Origin of the sequence: Phenylobacterium sp., from assembly GCF_036677185.1 — a bacterium.
Taxonomy (GTDB): Bacteria; Pseudomonadota; Alphaproteobacteria; order Caulobacterales; family Caulobacteraceae; genus Phenylobacterium.
In genome coordinates this window covers 99,764-118,411 of sequence record NZ_JAKFEN010000017.1, presented here as the reverse complement: position 1 = coordinate 118,411, position 18,648 = coordinate 99,764, and the positions used below count along the sequence as shown (strand labels likewise).

The window sequence follows — 18,648 nt, the reverse complement described above, 5'->3', positions numbered from 1 at the left end:
CGCTCTCCCCCCGTGTTTGCGCCATCTGACCCCCTGGTGTCCTTGCCGCCAAGCCCGACGAGGCCCAAATCACCGGCCATGACGATGATCCGCCCCGCCGACGCGACCGACTGGCCCGCGATCTGGGCCATACTCGAGCCCACCATCCGGGCCGGCGAGACCTATGGCCTGGACCGCGCCATGGACGAGGCCGCCGCCCGCGCCTACTGGCTCAATCCCGCCAACGACCCCTTCGTATTCGAGCAGGACGGCGAGATCCTGGGGACCTACTACCTGCGCGCCAACCAGGCGGGCGGCGGGGCCCATGTCTGCAACTGCGGATTCATGACCGGCCAGGCGGCCCAGGGCAAAGGCGTGGCCCGCGCCATGGGCCGGCACGCCCTCGACCATGCCCGGGCGCGGGGATTTCGCGCCATGCAGTTCAACTTCGTGGTCGCCACCAACACCCGCGCGGTGACGCTGTGGGAGAGCCTGGGCTTCACGACCGTCGGCCGCCTGCCCGGCGCCTTCGCCCATCCGACCCTGGGCTATGTCGACGCCCTGGTCATGTTCCAGGCGCTGTGAGCGCCGGGCTCGCGAGGCGCCGATAGATCGTCGCATAGGGCGCCAGCATGATGGCGTGCAGCGCCGCGGTCAGGAACGAACCTGCCCCGAACACCGCCACGCCGACGATGACGGCGATCATCAGCCAGTTCTCGGGCGGGTTCGCGAACAGCTTGTCGGGGGTCTCCAGGGTCAGCAGGTCGACGCCCATCCCCAGCACGGCGGCCACGGCGACCATCACGAACACGATGGCCAGGACCACTTCGATCATCAGGATGAGCCCGACCAACGCGAGGCTGGTGAGGAACATCGGCCAGGCGTGCCCCTTGGTGAGCGGCCAGGATTCGAACAGCATGAACTTCCGTTCCGCGAAGGTCATGGGCATCGACAGGGAAAGACGCAGCGCCGCCCACCAGAAGACGCCCATCCCGCCGATCGCAAACAGGGCGAAGGCCAACCATTCCACGGGCGTGGTGTTGGCTCCGGCCAGGCCCAGCAGGACGCCGACGATCATGAAGGGGATCATCACCACGAAGGCGGCCATCATCAGTAGGACGACGCCGACGGCGAGCACGGCGGCGAGCCAGCCCTCCTGCGGGCCGACGCGCAGGTACCAGAACGCCCGGTTCTCCGGTTCGAGAACCGCCCGCAGGACCGCGCCATAGAGCAGGACGGCGGCCAGGATCGAGGTGGCGAACTGCACCAGTTGCATCAGCATCATCTTGGCCTGCATGCCGAGAAGCTGCTGGAGCTGCGCCGGGGTCGCGGCGTCCGTCGATCCGCTGGTCGCCGACTCCCTGGCCATGGCGATGAAGTCCGGGAAGATGAGCGCGAACATGGCGATCTGCGGCAGGACGCCGACGACGAAATAGGCCAGGCCCCAGACCAGTACGGCCAAGGGCTCGCGCCGGATCAGCGCGAATCCCGACCCGACCGCCTCACCGATGGAAAACGTCGCCATGCCCCCGCCTCCGCAACCCTCGGGCGAGGAGCATATGTCCCTCGCGCCGATGCGCAAAGGCGGAGCTTAGAAACGGTCTTCCGGCGCGACCTGGGGGGTCGCCTGGCGGGGGGTCACCAGCCTGGCCAGCTTGGGCTTCAGCCAGTTCTCGAAGTCGTCGACGAACTCATAGACCACCGGCACCAGCACCAGGGACAGCAGGGTCGAGGTGATCAGGCCGCCGATCACCGCCACGGCCATGGGCTGGCGGAATTCCGCGCCCTTCTCCAGGGCGAAGGCGGTGGGCAGCATGCCGGCGGCCATGGCCATGGTGGTCATGACGATGGGCCGGGCCCGCTCGCGGCAGGCCTCGATCAGCGACTCGCGCTGGCCCATGCCCTCGCGTTCGCGCTCGATGGCGTATTCGACCAGTAGGATCGAGTTCTTCGCCGCGAGGCCCAACAGCATCAGGAAGCCGATCAGCGAGGGGATGGATAGCGACAGGTTGAAGACCAGCAGGCCGAAGAACGCCCCGCCCACCGCCAGCGGCAGGGCCGAGAGGATGACGATCGGCTTGAAGAACGACCGGAACAACAGGACCAGCACGCCGTAGATCATCGCCACGCCGGAGAACACCGCCAGGCCGAAGGAGGCGAACAGCTCCTGCATGGCCTCCAGGTCGCCGGTCTCGGCCGGGGCCACCCCCTTGGGCAGATTCTTCATGATCGGCAGTTCGTCGACCGCCTTGTTGGCCACGCCCATCTCCACGCCGTTGAGCTCGGCCTGGACGGTCTGCTGGCGCTTGCGGTTGAGACGCTCGATCCGGGCGGGACCCGCCTGGAACTCCACGTCGGCCACGGCGTCCAGGGTGGTCATGCCGCCCGAGGCGGTGGGCAGGCGCAGGGCCTTGATCCGCTCGATGTCGGCGCGGGCCTCGGCGGGCAGGCGGATCCGGATCGGCAGGCGGCGCTCGCCGTCGGTCAGCTTGGCCACATTGGCGTCGATGTCGCCGACGGTGGCGACGCGGGCGGCCTGGGCGATGGCGTCCACCGAGACGCCCAGACGGGCGGCCTCGTCAGCGCGGGGCCGGATGACCACCTCGGGTCCGACGGGGGGCGTGGCCGGACGCGGGTCGGCGATCACGTCCAGGGTCCGCATCTGGCGCTCCAGCTCGGTGGAGGCGGCCAGCAGGGCGTCGGGGTCGTCGCTGGTGAGGATCTTCTGCAGGCCCGCCGAGCCCTGGAAGTCCAGGAAGCTGACCCGGGCGTCGGGGATGACCAGCAGTTCGGCGCGCATCTCCTTGCGCAACGCTTCGCCGGTGATGTCGCGCTTCTCGTTCAGCAGCACGGTGACGGTGCCCGACCGCAGGTCGCCGCCGCCGCCGCCCATGCTGCCCGGACCGGCTGAAGCCACGGTCGAGCCCATCTGGGCGAAGACCCCGATGACCTCGGGACGCTTCTGGAACACCTGATCGATTCGCGCCGCCACCTCTTCCATGTCGGCCGCCGTGGCGCCTGGCGGGCCCTGGACATTGACATAGACGTAGTCGGGATCACCGGCCGGCTGGAAGCCTTGGGGCAGCAGGGTGGCCAGGAACAGGGACCCCACGAACATCACGCCGCCGGCGATGGAGGCGACGATCCGGTGATCCAGCGCCCATTCCAGGGCGTTGCGGTAGAAGCCCTCGAAGGGCTTGCGCGGATGGGGATTGGCGGCCGGCTTCATCAGGTAGGCGGCCATCAGCGGGGTCAGCAGTCGCGCGACCACCAGCGAGAACAGCACCGCCACCGAGACCGTGATCCCGAACTCGCGGAAGAACTGGCCGGCCATGCCCTTCATGAACGAGACCGGGGTGAACACCACGATGATGGCCATGGTGGTGGCCACCACCGCCAGGCCGATGGCGTCGGCGCCCTCCATGGCGGCCTGGAACGGGCGCATGCCCTGGGACACCCGCTTCTCGATGTTCTCGATCTCGACGATGGCGTCGTCGACCAGGATGCCGACCACCAGGGTGAGCGCCAGCAGGGTCACCACGTTCAGCGAGAAGCCGAACATCTGCATGAAGAAGAAGGTGGGGATCAGCGAAACCGGCATGGCGAAGGCGGTGATCGCCGTCGAGCGCCAGTCGCGCAGGAAGAACAGCACCACCAGGGCCGCCAGGAACATGCCCTCCAGCAGCACATGCTGGGTGGCCCGGAAGCTGGCGCGGGTCTCGTCCACCGCCGAGAATATCTTGGTGAAGGTGACGCCCTTGTGGGTGGTCTCGAGCTCCTTGAGCTTGGCCAGGACCTTGTCCTCGACCGCCACGTCGCTGGCGTCCTTGGTCTTCATGACCATGACGCCGACCACGGGCCGGCCGTCGAGGCGGGCGAAACCACGAACCTCCGACGAGCCGTCGCCGACCTCGGCGATATCGGTCAGCTTCACGAAGCCGCCAGCGCCGGTGGGCACGGTGAACTCACGCAGCAGGGCCAGGGTGTTGACCGATCCCAACACCCGCAGGGTCTGCTCGCGTCCGCCCACCTGCACCCGGCCGCCGGGGGAATCCAGGTCGGCGGCGCGCAGGGCGTTGTTGACCTGGGCCGCGGTCAGGCCGCGGGCGTTCAGCTTGTCGGGGTCGAGGATGACGTTGATCTCGCGGGTCACCCCGCCGACCCGGGCCACCTGGGCCACGCCCTTCTCGCCTTGCAGGGCGCGGGCTAGGGTGTCGTCCACGAACCAGGACAGCTCCACGTCCGACATGGCCGGGGCGGCCACCGCGTAGGTCATGATCGGCAGGTTGTCGAACTCGACCCGGGCCACGGTCGGCTCGTCGATCTCGCGCGGCAACACCGACCTGGCCTGGTCGATCCGCGACTGGACCTCGTCGGTCTTCTTCTGCAGGTCCTCGCCCAACTCGAACTCGATATTGGTGCTGGAGACGCCCTGGGTGACGGTGGAATAGACGTTCTTGACGTTGGCCAGGCTGGCCACGGCGTCCTCGACGGGACGCGTGATCTGGGTCTCCATCTCGCCCGGCGCCGCGCCGTTCTGCGTCACGGTCACCGAGACCATGGGCAGGGAGACGTCGGGATACATCTTCACCGTCAGCCCGGCATAGGCGAACACCCCCGCCAGGACGAGGGCGGCGAACAGCACCGCCACCGGCACCGGATTCATGATCCCCCAGGCGGAGATGCGCATCCCGCCCGAGCCGCTGTGGGGATTGGGAGCGTTCATCGGGCCTTGCTCGTGGGCTTGGCGGCGACGGCGGCCTCAACGGGCTTGACCAGATCGCCGTCCAGCAGGAAGGCCGCGGCGTTCTGGACGACGCGGGTCCCGGCGGGCGGGCCCTTGACCAGGGCGACCAGGCCGCCGCCGCGCGCGCCGGTGGCGATGGCCACGCGCTTCACCTTGTTGGCGGCGTCGACGGTCATGACACTGGCCCCGTCGGCGTCGTAGCGCACAGCGGTCTCGGGCACCGAGAGGCCGGCGCCGACCGCATCGTCGAACTGGGCGCGGCCGTAGCCGCCGGCGCGGATGTCGGAGCGAACCGGCAGCAGGATGCGCACGATCCCCAGCTTCGACTGGGTGTTCACCTGAGGCGAGACCAGCCGCACATGGCCGATGGCGCTGGCCCCTGAGGGCAGGGTGACGGTGGCGCGCTGGCCGGGGCGCACCCGGGCCAGGTCGTCCTCGGTCAGTTCGGCGGCGAGCTCGATCTGGCCGTCTCGGGCGATGCGGAACCAGGGGGTCCCGCCCCCGGCCGAGAGGTCACCCGGCCGAACCGTGCGCTCCAGCACCAGGCCGGAGACGGGGGCGGAGACCGCCAGCTTGCCGGCCCGGGTGGTGGCGTCGCGATAGGCGGCGGCCTGGGCGTTGGCGGTGGCGCGCGCGGCGCGGGCCTGGAAGCGGCGCTGGTCCAGCGCCTCCTCGGAGAGCACGCCCTGGCCATCGAGATCCTTGACGCGGGCGGCCTCGCGCTCGGCCTGTTCGGCCTGGACCGCGGCCTGGGCGGCCAGGGCCTTCTGCTGCTCGACCTGGGCGCTGATCAGGGCGCCGTCGAGCTGGGCCAGGGTCTGGCCGGCGCGGACATAGGCGCCTTCCTCGACCAGCACGCGGGCGACGCGATAGCCGGTGACTTCGGGCGCCACGGCGGCCTCCTCGCGGGGGATCAGGCTGCCCGAGGCGGTGAGCGCCCCGGTGATCGGCCGGGCTTCCACTCGGACCACACGCACGGCGCGGGCCTGGGCGGCCGGGTCCTTCTTCGGCGGCTCCTTCTTGCCGCAGGCGGCGAGGCCCAGGAGCGAGACGGCGACCGTGACGGTCAGCAGGCGTTTGGATCTCGTCACGTCAGCGAGCCTTCTTGTTGTTGGGGGCGGACGCCAGCGGCCAGCCGCCGCCGAGCGCCTTGTAGGTCTGGACGGCGCGGCGCAGGGCCTGGACCTGGGCGCCGGTCTCCTGGGTCCGCACCGCACGCCAGGATTGCTCGGCGCCGAGGGCGGTCTGAAGGTCGGTGAGGCCGGCGGCATAGCCACGGCGCGAGGCCTCATAGGCTCGCTCGGCGCGGTCCTCGCCGGCGTCCAGCAGCTCCACCCGACGGCGGTCGGCGGCCAGTTGCACCATGGCGTTCTCAGCCTCGCCATAGGCGACCTGCACCGCTTTTTCGTAGGCGATGGCGGCCTGCTCGACCTTGGCGTTCTGGACCTTCAGCTCCGAGAGCAGGCGCGGGATGTCCAACACCGGGACGGTGACGTTGCCGCCCAGGGTCCAGCTCTGGATGGTGGCCGAATAGCCGGGCTGCTCGGTCTTCTGGACGCCGATCCCGGGCGCCAGCTTGAAGGTCGGCAGGAAGGCCAGCCGCGCATAGTCGCGCCGGCCCAGGGACGAGACCAGCATGGCCTCGGCCTGGCGCACATCGGGCCGGCGGGTCAGCAGCTCGCCCGGCAGGCTGGCGGGAACCTCGGGGATCGCGCCCACCTGGGCGTCGACGGCCAGGCTCGTGGTCGGTTCGATCCCGCGTCCGACCAGGATCAGCAGGGTGCGGCGCTGGGCCTGCAGTTCGGCCTCGAGGCCCGCCGCCTGGGCCCGGGCCTGGGCCAGGTCGCCGGCCACCCGATCCTCGTCCGAGCGCGAGGCGATACCCCGCTCGACGCGGGTCTGGGCGATCTGGGCCAGGCTTTCCTGGATGCGGACGCTCTCACGGGCGTCAGCGAGCTGGATGGCCAGGCCCCGCGCCTGGAAATAGCTGTCGGCCACGCTGGCCGCGAGGCTGGCGCGGGTCCCCTCATAGTCGAGGCGCGCGGCGGCCATCTCGGCGTTGGCCGCCCGGCGGGCGGCGAACACACGGCCGAACAGGTCGATCTCCCAGGTGACGTCGAAATTGGCCGACTGGCTCTCGCTCTCGCCGCTGGAGGAGAAGCCCGGGATGTTGACGACCGTGCCGTCGACCACCTCGTTCTCGGTCCTGGACGCCGCACCGCGGATATTACCCTGGGGCAGGAAGGCGTTGAGCGCCCCGGAGCGCTGGGCGCGAGCCTCCTTCAGCCGCGCGGCGGCCGAGCGGGCGTCGGGGCTGGCGGCCAGGGCCTGGTCGATCAGGCCGGTGAGCTGCGGATCGTTGAAGCCGATCCACCAGGCGTCCAGCGCCACGGCGCCTGCCGGCGGGGCCGGCAGCTCGTAGGCGTCGGGAAGACGGGTGTCGACCTCGTGCGTCGAGGCGCAGGCCGCCAGCGCGAGGCACGCCACGGCCATGGGGCCGGCTGCGAGAGAAGCTGGGCGCATCATTCTTTTCGTCTATCGGGCCCGGGAATCGCCGGCCAGGAATTCCCGGCCTTGGGGAGGCGCGACCCGGGTCTGGGTATCGGCAGTTCTGTACATGGTACGATGTCGTGTCGATGGCAGGTCAGCCACATTAAAAAAGCTTAACAATATCCGGCCGGATCACGTGGCGTCAGCGACCTAGCGCATCGCGGGCCTTGGCGCACGCGCCTTCGGGGCCGCGACCGCGACGCGGCGGCCACACTTGCGACCCGAATGAGGATGCAAAAGCGGCCTTCCGCCCTCGCATCGCCCGATCTAGGGTCCTGCGGCATTTCCAATCCCCCTTCTGAGTGATCCATGAAACAGTTTCTCCTCGCTGGCGCTTCGGCATGGGCGGTTTTCGCCGGACAGGCCCAGGCGGCCGATCTCGATCCCGCCAAAATCTCGGGCCATATCCAGGTCCTGGCCTCCGACGCCTTTGAGGGGCGCGGCCCCGCCACCGAGGGTGAGAAGAAGACCGTCGCCTACATCGCCGAACAGTTCAAAGCCGTGGGCCTGAAGCCCGGCGGCGACCTGAAGGACGGCCAGCGCGCCTGGACCCAGGACGTGCCCCTGGCCCGCTTCGAGACCAAGGGCCCGGTGAGCGTCAACATCACCTCGGGCGGGGCGACCCAGAGCTGGACCCAGGGCGAGGAGATCGCCATCCGCGCCGCCCAGACCGGGGTCGACCATGTCAGCATCAAGGACGCCCCCATCGTCTTCGTCGGCTACGGCGTCACCGCGCCGGAACGCAAGTGGGACGACTTCAAGGGCGTCGACCTGAAGGGCAAGATCGCACTGGTCCTGGTCAACGACCCGGACTTCGAAGGCGGTGAAGGCGACTTCGGCGGCAAGGCCATGACCTATTACGGCCGCTGGACCTACAAGTATGAGGAGGCCGCCCGCCAGGGCGCGATCGGCTTCCTGGTGATCCACGAGACCGCCGCCGCCTCCTACGGCTGGGCGACGGTGAAGAACTCCAACACCAACGTCATCTTCGACATCATCCGCGCCAAGCCCGCCGCGGCCCACGCCCCCATCGAGGGCTGGGTCCAGCTCGACCAGACCAAGGCGCTGTTCCAGGCCGCCGGTCTCGACTTCGAAACCCTGAAGGCCCAGGCCAAGACCCGCGCCTTCAAGCCGGTGGCCCTGACCGGGGCGACCATCTCCATCGACTACGCCGTCGACGCCCAGAAGATCGTCTCCAAGAACGTGGTCGGCCTGCTGCCGGGCGCCAAGCGGCCGGACGAGACCCTGATCTACTCGGCCCACTGGGACCACCTGGGCGTGGGCCTGCCGGACGCCAAGGGCGACAAGATCTACAACGGCGCCGTCGACAATGCCGACGGAATCGCCACCCTGATCGAGATCGGCCGCGCCTTCGCCAAGGGTCCCAAGCCCGACCGCTCGGTGGTCTTCCTGGCGGTGACCGCCGAGGAGAAGGGCCTGCTGGGCTCGGAATACTACGCCGACAATCCGCTCTATCCGCTCGGGACCACCGTGGCGGACATCAATATGGACGCCCTGTCCCCGGCCGGTCCGGCCAAGGACTTCGGCTCCTCGGGCAACGCCGCCTCCACCCTGCAGGACGACCTGATCGCCGCCGGCAAGGCCAAGGACCGGTATTACACGCCCGATCCGCGCCCCGAGGCGGGCAGCTTCTTCCGCTCCGACCACTTCCCCTTCGCCAAGCGTGGCGTGCCGGCCATCTCCTTCGGCTCGGGCCGCGACCTGGTGAACGGCGGCAAGGCCGCCGGCGACGCCTACGCCAAGGCCTACACCGCCGACCGCTACCATCAGCCGGCCGACGAGTTCGATCCGAGCTGGAACCTGGAGGGCGTCGCGCAGGATGGCGAATTGATGTTGGACCTGGGCCGCAAGCTGGCCAATTCGACCGAATGGCCCGCCTGGAAAGAGGGCTCGGAATTCAAGCAAACCCGCGACGCCACGGCGTCCCAACGCAAGTGAGGCGCTAGATGGCTGGCAAGGGCCTGATCCGGGCCGGGATCGGAGGCTGGACCTTCGAGCCCTGGCGGGGCGTGTTCTATCCCAAGGGGCTGAAACATGCCGACGAGCTGAACTATGCCAGCCGTCACCTGACCACCCTGGAGATCAACTCCACCTACTATTCCAGCCAGAAGCCCGAGACCTTCGCCAAGTGGGCGGCCTCCACGCCGGAGGGCTTCGTCTTCTCGGTGAAGGCCTCGCGGTTCGCCACCAACCGCCGGGTCCTCGCCGAGGGCGCGGATTCCATGCAGAAGTTCCTGACCCAGGGGATCGTCGAGCTGGGCGACCGGCTGGGGCCGATCCTCTGGCAGTTCATGCCGACCAAGAAGTTCGACCCCGACGATTTCGCCGGCTTCCTCGACCTGCTGCCCAAGACCCAGGACGGCCTGAAGCTACGCCACGTGGTCGAGGTGCGGCACGCCAGCTTCGCCGACCCGGCCTTCATCAAGCTGTGCCGCGACCGCAACGTCGCGATCTGCGTCTCGGAGAATGAGAACTATCCGCTGATCCCCGACATCACGGCCGACTTCGTTTACGCCCGGCTGCTGAAGGGCTCCGACGACCTGCCGAACGGCTATCCGGAGGACGGCCTCGACGCCTGGGCCGAGCGGTTCACGGCCTATTCCGGCGGCCAGGTCCCCGGCGACCTGGCGCCCGTCGACCGCACCGGCCCGCCGGAAGGTCCGCGCGAGGTGTTCGCCTACTTCATCCACGAGGGAAAGGTCCGCGCCCCGGCCGCGGCCCAGGCCCTGCTGTCGCGGGTCAACAAGTAGCTTTTCCTCCCCTGTTTACGGGGGAGGGGGACCATCCGCCATTCGCTCCGCGATGTGGGAGGAAGAGAATCGTCAAAACGCAAAACGCCTCCGGCTGAAGCCGGAGGCGTACTGGCAAGAATACAGAATTCTTGGTGGTGCGGTTTAGGCGCCGCCCGGGAAGCGCATCGGAACCTTCACGGTCCCGGTCTTGGTTCCCATCGGCAGGGCCTCGGCCACGCAGAGCGCCGCCTTATCGAAACCCTTGCCCGCCTTGTTGTCTTCCAGCACCTTGCAGCCCGAAAGCTTGCCGGCGTCGGCCGTGCATTCGAGCATGACCATGGCTGCGTCACGCGTATTCGCGTGCTTGGTCAGGCATTTGCTCATGCTGGCTTGGAAGTCAGCTGCGGATGACGCGCCGGCAAAAGCCAGGCAGAGAGCGACACCCCCCACGATCTTGATGAAATTTTTCATCGCCCCACTCCTTTCTAGATAACGGACGCATCCCCTCTATGCAGGATTCAGGTTAAAGGAATCTGAGTCGGCGAACTGATTTGCGGTTAACACGAAGTAAAAGCGCCGCGACCATTTAGCGCTGATTTCGCCGGTCTCTATAGACGCGAGCGCGCGCAAGAACCGCCAGAAACGGGGTTTCAGTGACGATTGGTTAGCAACCTCACGCCATGGTGTTCGAAATGCTAATCGTCCTTCTGGGGGATATCGGAAGTGAAGCGCCTTCGGCTTGTGGACTCGCCGCTGATCGTAAAGATCGGCTTCGCACCCGCCTTCGCCTTGGTGATGCTGGCCCTGATGGCTGGCGGCGCCGTGGTCATTCAACGCGGCCAGGCGGCCGACCTTGAGCAGGTGGTTCGCACCGACCTGCCCAACACTCTGAGGCTGCAGAAGGTCTCCGAGCGCATCACCGCCGTCCATGGCGAACTCTACTTCCTCCTGACCCACCAGGCCGCGGCGATCGACACCGACAAGATCGAGGGCAAGAGCCAGGCTCTGCTCGCCGAGGTCGACGCGATCACCAAGGAAGTTCAGGCGATCCAGGCCAACGCGCCGGACTCCCAGAAGAAGAACTTCGCCGACCTGGTGAAGGCCCTGAAACAGACCCGCGACGCGCTCGACGTCATCGCCGCCATGATCACCACCGACTTCGGAACCGCCGCCGGCTTCGCCGCGCCGTTCGAGGAAGAATACGGCAACATGACCGGCACCCTGAACAAGATCGTTCAGGCCGGCCAGGCCCAGACCGACGCCAACGCCAAGGCCAGCGAGGCCCGCGCCAACTCGGCCCAGACCATGACCCTGATCGCCGCCCTCGCCACCCTGCTGATCGCCGGGACCCTGGCCTGGGCGCTGACCACCATGCTGCGCAAGGACGTCAAGAAGATCGCCAGCGCCACCGAGGCCCTGGCTCGCGGCGACAACACCATCGACCTGGCCGCCCTGGAGCGTAAGGACGAGCTGGGCGCCATCGTGTCGTCCCTGACCATCTTCCGCGACAACCAGCTGCACCTGGAGAAGCTGCGCCAGGAGCACGAGCAGACCGAGGCCGCCGCCGAGACCACGCGCCGCGAGAACGCCGAAGCCGCCGCGGCCATCGCCGAGGAGCAGGCCATGGTGGTCAACTCCCTCGCCCAGGCCCTGGACAGCCTCGCCACCGGCGACCTCACCTACCGCCTGGACCGGGAATTCCCCGGCGACTACCGCAAGCTGCGCGACGACTTCAACGCCGCCTCCGCCAAGCTGGAAGAGGCCATGCGCGCCATCGCCGGCGCCACCGCCTCCATCCAGTCCGGCGCGGGCGAGATCAGCCACTCGGCCGACGACCTGTCGCGCCGCACCGAACACCAGGCCGCCACGCTGGAACAGACCGCCGCGGCCCTGGATGAGATCACCGCCACGGTCAACAAGACCTCGGACGGCGCCAGCCACGGCCGCGAGGCCGTCGCCTCGGCCAAGACGGATGCGGAGGAAGGCGGCGTCGTCGTCAGCCGCGCCATCGAGGCCATGGGTCAGATCGAGGGCTCGGCCAAGCAGATCAGCCAGATCATCGGCGTCATCGACGAGATCGCCTTCCAGACCAACCTGCTGGCGCTGAACGCGGGCGTCGAAGCCGCCCGCGCCGGCGACGCCGGCAAGGGCTTCGCGGTCGTCGCCTCCGAGGTGCGGGCGCTCGCCCAGCGCTCGGCCGAAGCGGCCAAGGAGATCAAGGCGCTCATCTCGGCTTCGAGCCAGCAGGTCGCCGAAGGGGTGAACCTGGTCGGCGAGACCGGCAAGGCGCTGGAACGCATCGTCCGCCAGGTGGCCGAGATCTCCAACGTGGTCGGCGAAATCGCCGCCTCCGCCAAGGAAGAGGCCCTCGGCCTCGGCCAGGTGAACACCGCCGTCAACCAGATGGACCAGGTGACCCAGCAGAACGCCGCCATGGTGGAGGAATCCACCGCCGCCAGCCGCGTCCTCGCCGACGAAGCCCAGGAACTGGCCCGCCTCGTGGCCCGCTTCAAGGTCAATGGCGGCCAGGCCGCCCCGGTCGCCCGCCACGCCCCGCCGCCCCAGCGTTCCCACGCCCCGCCGCCGCGTCCGCAAAGCCGCGGGAACACGGCGCTGGCCTCCGCGCCTCACGCCGAGGACGACAGCTGGGAAGAGTTTTAGTACCCGAGGAAGAGTAGCGTTTTACGAGGGGTCGCCGAGAGGCGGCCCCTTTTCTTTGACCGGCCCCAGCGCACGGTCTAATCATGGTTAACCAGGTCTTAAGGGCGGCAGGAGGAGGATGACGCCATGCGCCTCCTCCCCCTGCTCCTGAGCCTCGCCGTCCTGGCCGCCGGCCCGGCGGGCGCCCAGCAGGCCAAGCCCGCCGCTGAACCGCAGTTCCAGGGCGGGCGGATCGTAGTCCCCACCACGCCCGGATCACTGGACGGCCTGGCCAAGGCCACCGCCGAGGCCCGCGGCGGGCCGGCGAAGACCGAGGCGCCCCAACCGTGGGCCTCCACCCCGGCTCCGCTGCCGCCCATGCTCGCCCCCCTGGCCCGGCCGGCCTCGGTCGATGGCGGCGCCTGCCGGCTGTCCTGCGCGCGCAGCTATTATTTCTGCCTGTCCGGCGAGAGCGTCGACGAATGCCCGGCCGCCTGGGGCCAGTGCCGCGCCCGCTGCGACGCGCCCAGCCCGCAACCGGGGGTTCCGGCCGCCTAATCTCGCCTGGTGAGCGCAGGAAGTTGGCGCGCACGCCCGCGCATGACTAGAATGACGCGCGTCAGTTTTCTCCGAGTCAGTCCTACATGTCCGAAGTCGCCTATCTTCCCTCCGGCAAGCGCGAACTCACCAAGGTCGCCAACCGCCAGGCCATCCTGGACGCCGCCCGCGAGGTGTTCGGCGAGCTGGGCTACGACACGGTCACGGTGCGCGACATCATCCGCCGCACCGGCCTGGCCGCCGGGACCTTCTACAACTACTTCAAGTCCAAGGAGGAGGTGTACGTCGCCCTCTCCGACGAGGGCGCGCGCCAGTTCGCGCCCATCCTCAAGGCCCATCGCGCCCAGTCGGCCAACTGGGAAGAGTTCGTCCACGCCGCCATCCAGGCCTATTTCCTGTTCCTGGCCGACGTGCACAAGAACTGGGAGGCCCAGCGGCCGCCGGGCGAGACCCATCCCCATGTCCACGGCGAGACGCCCGAAATGAAGGCGGTCTTCAACGAGGTGCGCGACGCGATTATCGAGGAGATCGCCCGCGGCGGGGCGCCGGCGGCCGATCCCGACTACCTGGCCGCCTCGTGCATCGCCGTCGCCCGCGAGGTCGGCGACAAGATGCTGTCGCGCCGTCCCGTGGACGTCAAAACCGCCACTGAGTTCGCCGTCGCCATGATCCAGGGGGGCCTGAGGGGCCTGCCCAAGGCCAGGCGCGATGGCTGACCAGCGCGTTCAGCGTTTCCTGGTCCGCACCCTCCTGTCGCTGCCCTCGCCGATCCTGCGGCTGATGGCCGGCGGCGGCGTTGTCTATGTCGGGGGCCGCACCCTCGATCCCCGCCTGCAGTTCCTGGCCGCCCAGGCTTCGCGCGGCCCGGCCATGACCAGCCTGTCGCCGGAGGAGGCGCGGCGCGCCAACACCCAGGGCCTGGTGGCGCTTAGCGGCGAGCGCGAGCCCGGCGTCCGCGTCGAGCCTCTGGAGATCCCCGGACCGGACGGCCCGATTCCCGCCCGCGCCTATCGACCGGCGAGTCAGGACCCCAGCGCCCCGGTCATGGTCTTCGCCCACTTCGGCGGCGGCGTGATCGGCGATCTCGACACCTGCGACGCCTTCTGTTCGGTCCTGGCCAAGGTGGGCCGCGCCGCCGTGGTCTCGGTGGACTACCGCCTGGCGCCCGAGCACCGCTTCCCCGCCGGCCTGGACGACGTGCTCGCCGCCTACCGCCATGTCCGCGACCATGCGCAGGACTTCGGCGCGCCGCCCGGCCATGTGGCCATCGGCGGAGACTCCATGGGCGGCAACTTCGCCGCCATCATCTGTCAGGAGATGAAGCGCGCCGGGGAGCCGCAGCCGGCCCTGCAGCTGCTGATCTACCCCTGCGTGGACGTGGCCAGCGAGACCCAGTCCATGACCACCTACGGCGAGGCCTTCCCGCTGTCGTCGGCGATGATGGACTGGTTCATGGGCCACTATATGGGTCCCGACGCCGACCCGGCCGATCCGTCCCTCTCGCCGTTGCGCGAGCCAGACCTCTCGGGCCTGGCGCCGGCCGTCATCGTCACCGCCGGCTTCGATCCTCTGGTCGACCAGGGCGAGGCCTACGCCAAGCGCTTGGCTGACGCGGGGTCGCCCGTGATCTACCGCTGCTACGACAGCCTGGCCCACGCCTTCACCGCCTTCACCGGCGCGGTCCCGGCCGCCGACACCGCCTGCCGCGAGATCGCGGGCCTGGTGCGGGAAGGCCTGGAGGGACGAATTGCGCGCGCTGGTCGTTGAGGAACTGAAGCCCGATTACGCCGGCTGCGTGGTCAAGGAAATCCCCACCCCCGATCCCGGCCCTGGCGAGGTGCGGATCAAGGTCCGCGCCGCGGCGGTCAACTTCCCCGACCTGATGCAGACGCGGGGCGAGCACCAGCACAAGCCGCAGATCCCTTTCATCCCCGGCATGGAGCTGGCCGGCGAGATCGACGCCCTGGGCGAGGGCGTCACCGGCTGGAAGCTCGGCGACGCCGTGGTCGGCGGCGCGCGGATCGGCGGCTTCTCGGAGTATGCGGTCACCCCCGCTGCGGCCCTGCGCGCCAAGCCCCCCTCGCTCGGCTTCAGCCAGGCGGCGGGCTACGCCGTGGCCTATCTCACCGCCTATGTGGCCTTCGTCCGCCGCGCCCAGGTCGAGGCCGGCGAGTGGGTTCTGGTCCACGGCGCGGCCGGCGGCGTGGGCCTGGCCGCCGTGGATCTCGCCAAGCATCTCGGCTGCAAGGTGATCGCCGCCTCGGCTTCCGACGACAAGCTGGCGGTCATCCAGCGGGAATACGCCCCGGACGCCATCGTCAATGTCACCGGCGGCTTCCGCGAGCGGGTCAAGGAGATCACCGGCGGCCGCGGCGCCGATGTGATCTACGATCCCGTGGGCGGCGACGTCTTCGACGAGAGCATCCGCTGCATCGCCTTCAACGGCCGCATCCTCTCCATCGGCTTCACCTCGGGCCGCCTGCCGGTCATGCCGGTCAATATCGCCCTGATCAAAGCCATCTCCCTGATGGGCGTGCGCGCCGGCGAATACGGCCGCCAGCTCCCCGAGAAAGGCCGCGAGAACAACGCCGCCATCTGGGACCTGGCCCCGCACATGAAGCCCCGCGTCCACGCCGAATACGCCCTCGACGACTGGCGCGCGGCCTTCGACACGCTTGCCGAGCGCACCGTGATCGGCAAGACGATCATCCGGCCGGATCTGTGATGAGCGGGATGTGAAATGACCATCGAAAACGACGACGACCTCCAGGGCCTGAAGGCCGCCGGACGGCTGGTGGCCCGCACCCTGGAAGCCATGGGCAAGGCGCTGGAGCCGGGCATCACCACTCGTGAGCTGGACCAGCTCGGCCGCGCCATGCTGGAGCGCGAGGGCGCCCGCTCGGCCCCGGAGATCACCTATAACTTCCCGGGCGCGACCTGCATCTCCGTCGGCCCCGACTGCGCCCACGGCATTCCCGACGACCGCAAGGTGGCGGCCGGCGACCTGATCAATATCGACGTCTCGGCCGAGCTCGGCGGCTATTTCGGCGACACCGGCGCCAGCTTCGCGGTGCCGCCTGTGACCCCAAGGATCGAGCGCCTGTGCCGCGACGGCCGCCGGGCCATGTGGAGCGGCATCCGCGCCGTGAAGTCCGGTGGGCGGCTCAACGAGATCGGCAAGGCCATCGAGACCTTCGCCGACCGCAACGGCTACACCCTGGTCAAGAACCTCGCCAGCCACGGGGTCGGCCGCTCGCTGCACGACGATCCGGGCGAGATCCCCACCTGGTGGGAGCCGCGCGACACCCGCCGCATCCATGAGGGCCTGGTCTTCACCATCGAGCCCTTCCTGTCCCTGGGCGCCGACTGGGTGGAGGAAGGTGACGATCACTGGACGCTCACCCCGCCTGGCCGTCAGCCCACGGTGCAGTACGAGCACACCTTGGTGGCGACGCGCAGCGGGCCGGTGATCCTGACCTTGGCCTGAAGGACGAGAGCGCCGGCCGAACTCCTCCTCTCCCCGCTTGAGGGGAGAGGGTAGGGCGAGGGTTCGCGACGCGAAGCGGCGCAATTCGGTCTAGCAACAAGCTCAGTGCGGCGGAGACGCCCCCCTCACCCTACCCTCTCCCCCCGCAAGCGGGTGGAGAGGGGGAAGCTGCGCTGCTCGCGCCTACTTCCGCTTGGCGGCGCTGGCGTCGCGCGCGGGCTTGAACTCCGAGCCGGGCTTCCAGTTGGGCCAGGCCGTCGAGTTGGCGGTTTCCTTGCCCATCTCATAGAGCAGGGCCACGTCCTGGGCCGCGCCGCGCAGATCCCAGTCGGCGCGCCAGACGTCGCAGGTCTTGTGGTAGCAGTTGGCGGTGTAGTCGCTGACCCAGGCCTCGCCGGCCGCGCGGCCGCCCTCGATCAGGTCCTGGCCGCCGCCCAGCCCCATCAGCAGCAGCACCGGCACACCCCGTTTGGCCAGGCTGAAATGGTCGGCCCGGAAGAACAACGCCCGCTCCGGATGGGCGTCGGGGGTGACCGTGCGGTTCTGGCGTCTGGCCGCCGCGGCGAGCTGGTCCTCCAGATCGCTCTGGCCGGCCCCGATCAGCACCACGTCCTTGGCCGGCCCCACGGGCTGCAGCACGTCGATGGTCAGGTTGGCGGCCATGGTCTCCAGCGGGACCGTCGGATGGACGCCGTAATATTCCGAGCCCAGCAGGCCGCGCTCCTCGGCGGTCCAGGCGGCGAAGACCAGGGTGCGGTCGGGGCGCGGCCCGGCCTTGAAGGCCCGCGCGATCTCCATCACCCCGGCCACCCCGATGGCGTCGTCCAGGGCGCCGCTACGGTCGGCCTTGCCCGCGGCGTCCGGCGCGCCCAGGCCATAGGCGTCCCAGTGGGCCGAGAACATGACGCTCTCCTCAGGCCGCTTGGCGCCGGTCAGCTTGCCGATGACGTTGCGGCTGATCACCTGGGTGTGGGCCACGGCGTAATCGGCCGAGAAGCTCGCGCCCTTCAGGACCACGGGCTGGAAGGCCTTGGTCCGCGCCGCGACCTTCTGGGCCTCCAGGTCCAGGCCCGCGCGCTTGAAGAGATCGACCGACGCCTCGCGGGTCAGCCAGCCCTGCAGCAGCAGCTTGTCCTTGGCCGGGTCGGCCCGCACGATGTCGAAGGCCTCGCCGTTCGACGCGATCACCGTCGACCAGCCGTAGCCGGCCCCCGGCGCCTCGTGGACGATCAGGGCGCCGAGCGCCCCGCGGCGGGCGGCCTCCTCGTACTTGTAGGTCCAGCGGGCGTAGTAGGTCGCCGCCTGGCCGCCGAAGGTCCCGGCCACCGGCTCGCCGGGCTTGGCCTCGAAGTCGGGGTCGCTGATCAGGAAGACGGCGATCTTGCCCTTGAGGTCGACGCCCTTGAAGTCGTCCCAGCCGCGCTCGGGGGCGGTCACCCCGTAGCCGACGAAGACCAGCGGCGCGTCCTTGATCGCCACCCGGTCCACCGGCCGCAGGGTGGAGACCGAGATGTCGGTTCCCCGCACCAGGGGCCGCGAGACGCCGTCCTGGCCGAGCGAGATCGTCGAGGCGCCCGGCAGCTCGAACTTCACCAGGGCCACGTCCTGGGTCCAGGCCCCCTTCTCGCCGGCCGGCTCCAGGCCGAGCGCCGCGAATTCCTTGGTCAGGTAGGCGATGGTCTTGGCTTCCCCCGGCGAGCCCGGCCCGCGCCCCTCGAACTCCGGCGCGGCCATGGTCTTGACGATCGCCGACAGCCGCGCCGGATCGATGGGGCCGGACTCCTGGGCCTGGGCGGCGGTGGCGAGGAAGGCCGAGAGGGCGGCGGCGAGGATCCGCATGGAGAACGCTCCGGAAACGACGAGGCGACGACCCTTACACCGGCTTCGGCGTTCGGGCACCCGGCCGGGTCGATTGCCAAACGAACGATCGTTCG

General features: G+C 69.4%; 15 protein-coding genes. 9 read left to right on the top strand and 6 right to left on the bottom strand.

Going from position 1 to position 18,648, the window contains the following annotated elements; translation table 11 throughout:
- Positions 1-78: 78 nt before the first annotated feature.
- Positions 79-564: a GNAT family N-acetyltransferase gene (locus tag V6M51_RS07820; RefSeq protein WP_332766081.1), complete on the top strand. Its 486-nt coding sequence runs from the start codon at positions 79-81 to the stop codon at positions 562-564.
- On the opposite strand, the gene V6M51_RS07815 is transcribed toward V6M51_RS07820, so the two are convergent.
- From V6M51_RS07815 to V6M51_RS07800, 4 genes are all read right to left on the bottom strand, one after another.
- Positions 545-1,504, bottom strand: coding sequence for a hypothetical protein (locus tag V6M51_RS07815; protein WP_332766079.1), 960 nt, complete (start codon positions 1,502-1,504; stop codon positions 545-547). The two genes, V6M51_RS07820 and V6M51_RS07815, sit on opposite strands and share 20 nt — an antisense overlap.
- Positions 1,505-1,570: 66 nt before the next feature.
- Positions 1,571-4,705, bottom strand: a complete 3,135-nt coding sequence (locus V6M51_RS07810) for an efflux RND transporter permease subunit (protein WP_332766078.1) — start codon at positions 4,703-4,705, stop codon at positions 1,571-1,573.
- Positions 4,702-5,817, bottom strand: a complete 1,116-nt coding sequence (locus V6M51_RS07805; RefSeq protein ID WP_332766077.1) for an efflux RND transporter periplasmic adaptor subunit — start codon at positions 5,815-5,817, stop codon at positions 4,702-4,704. Before V6M51_RS07805 ends, V6M51_RS07810 begins: the two co-directional genes overlap by 4 nt.
- 1 nt (position 5,818) lies before the next feature.
- Positions 5,819-7,249: a TolC family protein gene (locus V6M51_RS07800; RefSeq protein WP_332766076.1), complete on the bottom strand. Its 1,431-nt coding sequence runs from the start codon at positions 7,247-7,249 to the stop codon at positions 5,819-5,821.
- Between the two features lie 336 nt (positions 7,250-7,585).
- Between V6M51_RS07800 and V6M51_RS07795 the strand changes: the two genes are divergently transcribed.
- Positions 7,586-9,235, top strand: a complete 1,650-nt coding sequence (locus V6M51_RS07795) for a M28 family metallopeptidase (RefSeq protein ID WP_332766075.1) — start codon at positions 7,586-7,588, stop codon at positions 9,233-9,235.
- An 8-nt stretch (positions 9,236-9,243) separates the two neighbouring features.
- Positions 9,244-10,047: a DUF72 domain-containing protein gene (locus V6M51_RS07790; protein WP_332766074.1), complete on the top strand. Its 804-nt coding sequence runs from the start codon at positions 9,244-9,246 to the stop codon at positions 10,045-10,047.
- Between the two features lie 144 nt (positions 10,048-10,191).
- Here V6M51_RS07790 and V6M51_RS07785 read toward each other — a convergent pair whose 3' ends face one another.
- Positions 10,192-10,500, bottom strand: coding sequence for a hypothetical protein (locus V6M51_RS07785; protein ID WP_305675406.1), 309 nt, complete (start codon positions 10,498-10,500; stop codon positions 10,192-10,194).
- 252 nt (positions 10,501-10,752) lie between these two features.
- On the opposite strand from V6M51_RS07785, the gene V6M51_RS07780 reads away from it, so the two are divergent.
- The 6 genes from V6M51_RS07780 (at position 10,753) to map (ending at position 16,714) form a co-directional block, all read left to right on the top strand.
- The gene (locus V6M51_RS07780; protein WP_332766073.1) at positions 10,753-12,690 is read left to right on the top strand and encodes a methyl-accepting chemotaxis protein; all 1,938 of its coding nucleotides are present in this window, start codon (positions 10,753-10,755) and stop codon (positions 12,688-12,690) included.
- A gap of 126 nt (positions 12,691-12,816) precedes the next feature.
- The gene (locus V6M51_RS07775) at positions 12,817-13,227 is read left to right on the top strand and encodes a hypothetical protein (protein ID WP_332766071.1); all 411 of its coding nucleotides are present in this window, start codon (positions 12,817-12,819) and stop codon (positions 13,225-13,227) included.
- An 86-nt stretch (positions 13,228-13,313) separates the two neighbouring features.
- Entirely contained in the window at positions 13,314-13,943 is a 630-nt protein-coding gene (locus tag V6M51_RS07770) for a TetR/AcrR family transcriptional regulator (RefSeq protein ID WP_332766069.1), read from the top strand.
- Positions 13,936-14,994: an alpha/beta hydrolase gene (locus V6M51_RS07765; protein WP_332766067.1), complete on the top strand. Its 1,059-nt coding sequence runs from the start codon at positions 13,936-13,938 to the stop codon at positions 14,992-14,994. The genes V6M51_RS07770 and V6M51_RS07765 overlap by 8 nt, the downstream gene beginning before the upstream one ends.
- Positions 14,975-15,952 carry an NADPH:quinone oxidoreductase family protein gene (locus V6M51_RS07760; RefSeq protein ID WP_332766065.1) on the top strand — a complete coding sequence of 326 codons (978 nt, stop codon included), beginning with the start codon at positions 14,975-14,977 and terminating at the stop codon, positions 15,950-15,952. The genes V6M51_RS07765 and V6M51_RS07760 overlap by 20 nt, the downstream gene beginning before the upstream one ends.
- Before the next feature lie 15 nt (positions 15,953-15,967).
- The gene (gene map, locus V6M51_RS07755; RefSeq protein WP_332766064.1) at positions 15,968-16,714 is read left to right on the top strand and encodes a type I methionyl aminopeptidase; all 747 of its coding nucleotides are present in this window, start codon (positions 15,968-15,970) and stop codon (positions 16,712-16,714) included.
- A gap of 183 nt (positions 16,715-16,897) precedes the next feature.
- On the opposite strand, the gene V6M51_RS07750 is transcribed toward map, so the two are convergent.
- The gene (locus V6M51_RS07750) at positions 16,898-18,553 is read right to left on the bottom strand and encodes a M28 family metallopeptidase (RefSeq protein WP_332766062.1); all 1,656 of its coding nucleotides are present in this window, start codon (positions 18,551-18,553) and stop codon (positions 16,898-16,900) included.
- Between the last annotated feature and the right edge of the window lie 95 nt (positions 18,554-18,648).

Bases quoted from the DNA above. Each gene is read 5' to 3' on its own strand.
- V6M51_RS07790 (WP_332766074.1), top strand. From the start codon at position 9,244: ATGGCTGGCAAGGGCCTGATCCGGGCCGGGATCGGAGGCTGGACCTTC.
- V6M51_RS07775 (WP_332766071.1), top strand. From the start codon at position 12,817: ATGCGCCTCCTCCCCCTGCTCCTGAGCCTCGCCGTCCTGGCCGCCGGC.
- V6M51_RS07785 (WP_305675406.1), bottom strand. From the start codon at position 10,500: ATGAAAAATTTCATCAAGATCGTGGGGGGTGTCGCTCTCTGCCTGGCT.
- V6M51_RS07800 (WP_332766076.1), bottom strand. From the start codon at position 7,249: ATGCGCCCAGCTTCTCTCGCAGCCGGCCCCATGGCCGTGGCGTGCCTC.
- V6M51_RS07765 (WP_332766067.1), top strand. From the start codon at position 13,936: ATGGCTGACCAGCGCGTTCAGCGTTTCCTGGTCCGCACCCTCCTGTCG.
- V6M51_RS07795 (WP_332766075.1), top strand. From the start codon at position 7,586: ATGAAACAGTTTCTCCTCGCTGGCGCTTCGGCATGGGCGGTTTTCGCC.
- V6M51_RS07820 (WP_332766081.1), top strand. From the start codon at position 79: ATGACGATGATCCGCCCCGCCGACGCGACCGACTGGCCCGCGATCTGG.
- V6M51_RS07770 (WP_332766069.1), top strand. From the start codon at position 13,314: ATGTCCGAAGTCGCCTATCTTCCCTCCGGCAAGCGCGAACTCACCAAG.
- V6M51_RS07815 (WP_332766079.1), bottom strand. From the start codon at position 1,504: ATGGCGACGTTTTCCATCGGTGAGGCGGTCGGGTCGGGATTCGCGCTG.
- V6M51_RS07750 (WP_332766062.1), bottom strand. From the start codon at position 18,553: ATGCGGATCCTCGCCGCCGCCCTCTCGGCCTTCCTCGCCACCGCCGCC.
- V6M51_RS07810 (WP_332766078.1), bottom strand. From the start codon at position 4,705: ATGAACGCTCCCAATCCCCACAGCGGCTCGGGCGGGATGCGCATCTCC.
- map (WP_332766064.1), top strand. From the start codon at position 15,968: ATGACCATCGAAAACGACGACGACCTCCAGGGCCTGAAGGCCGCCGGA.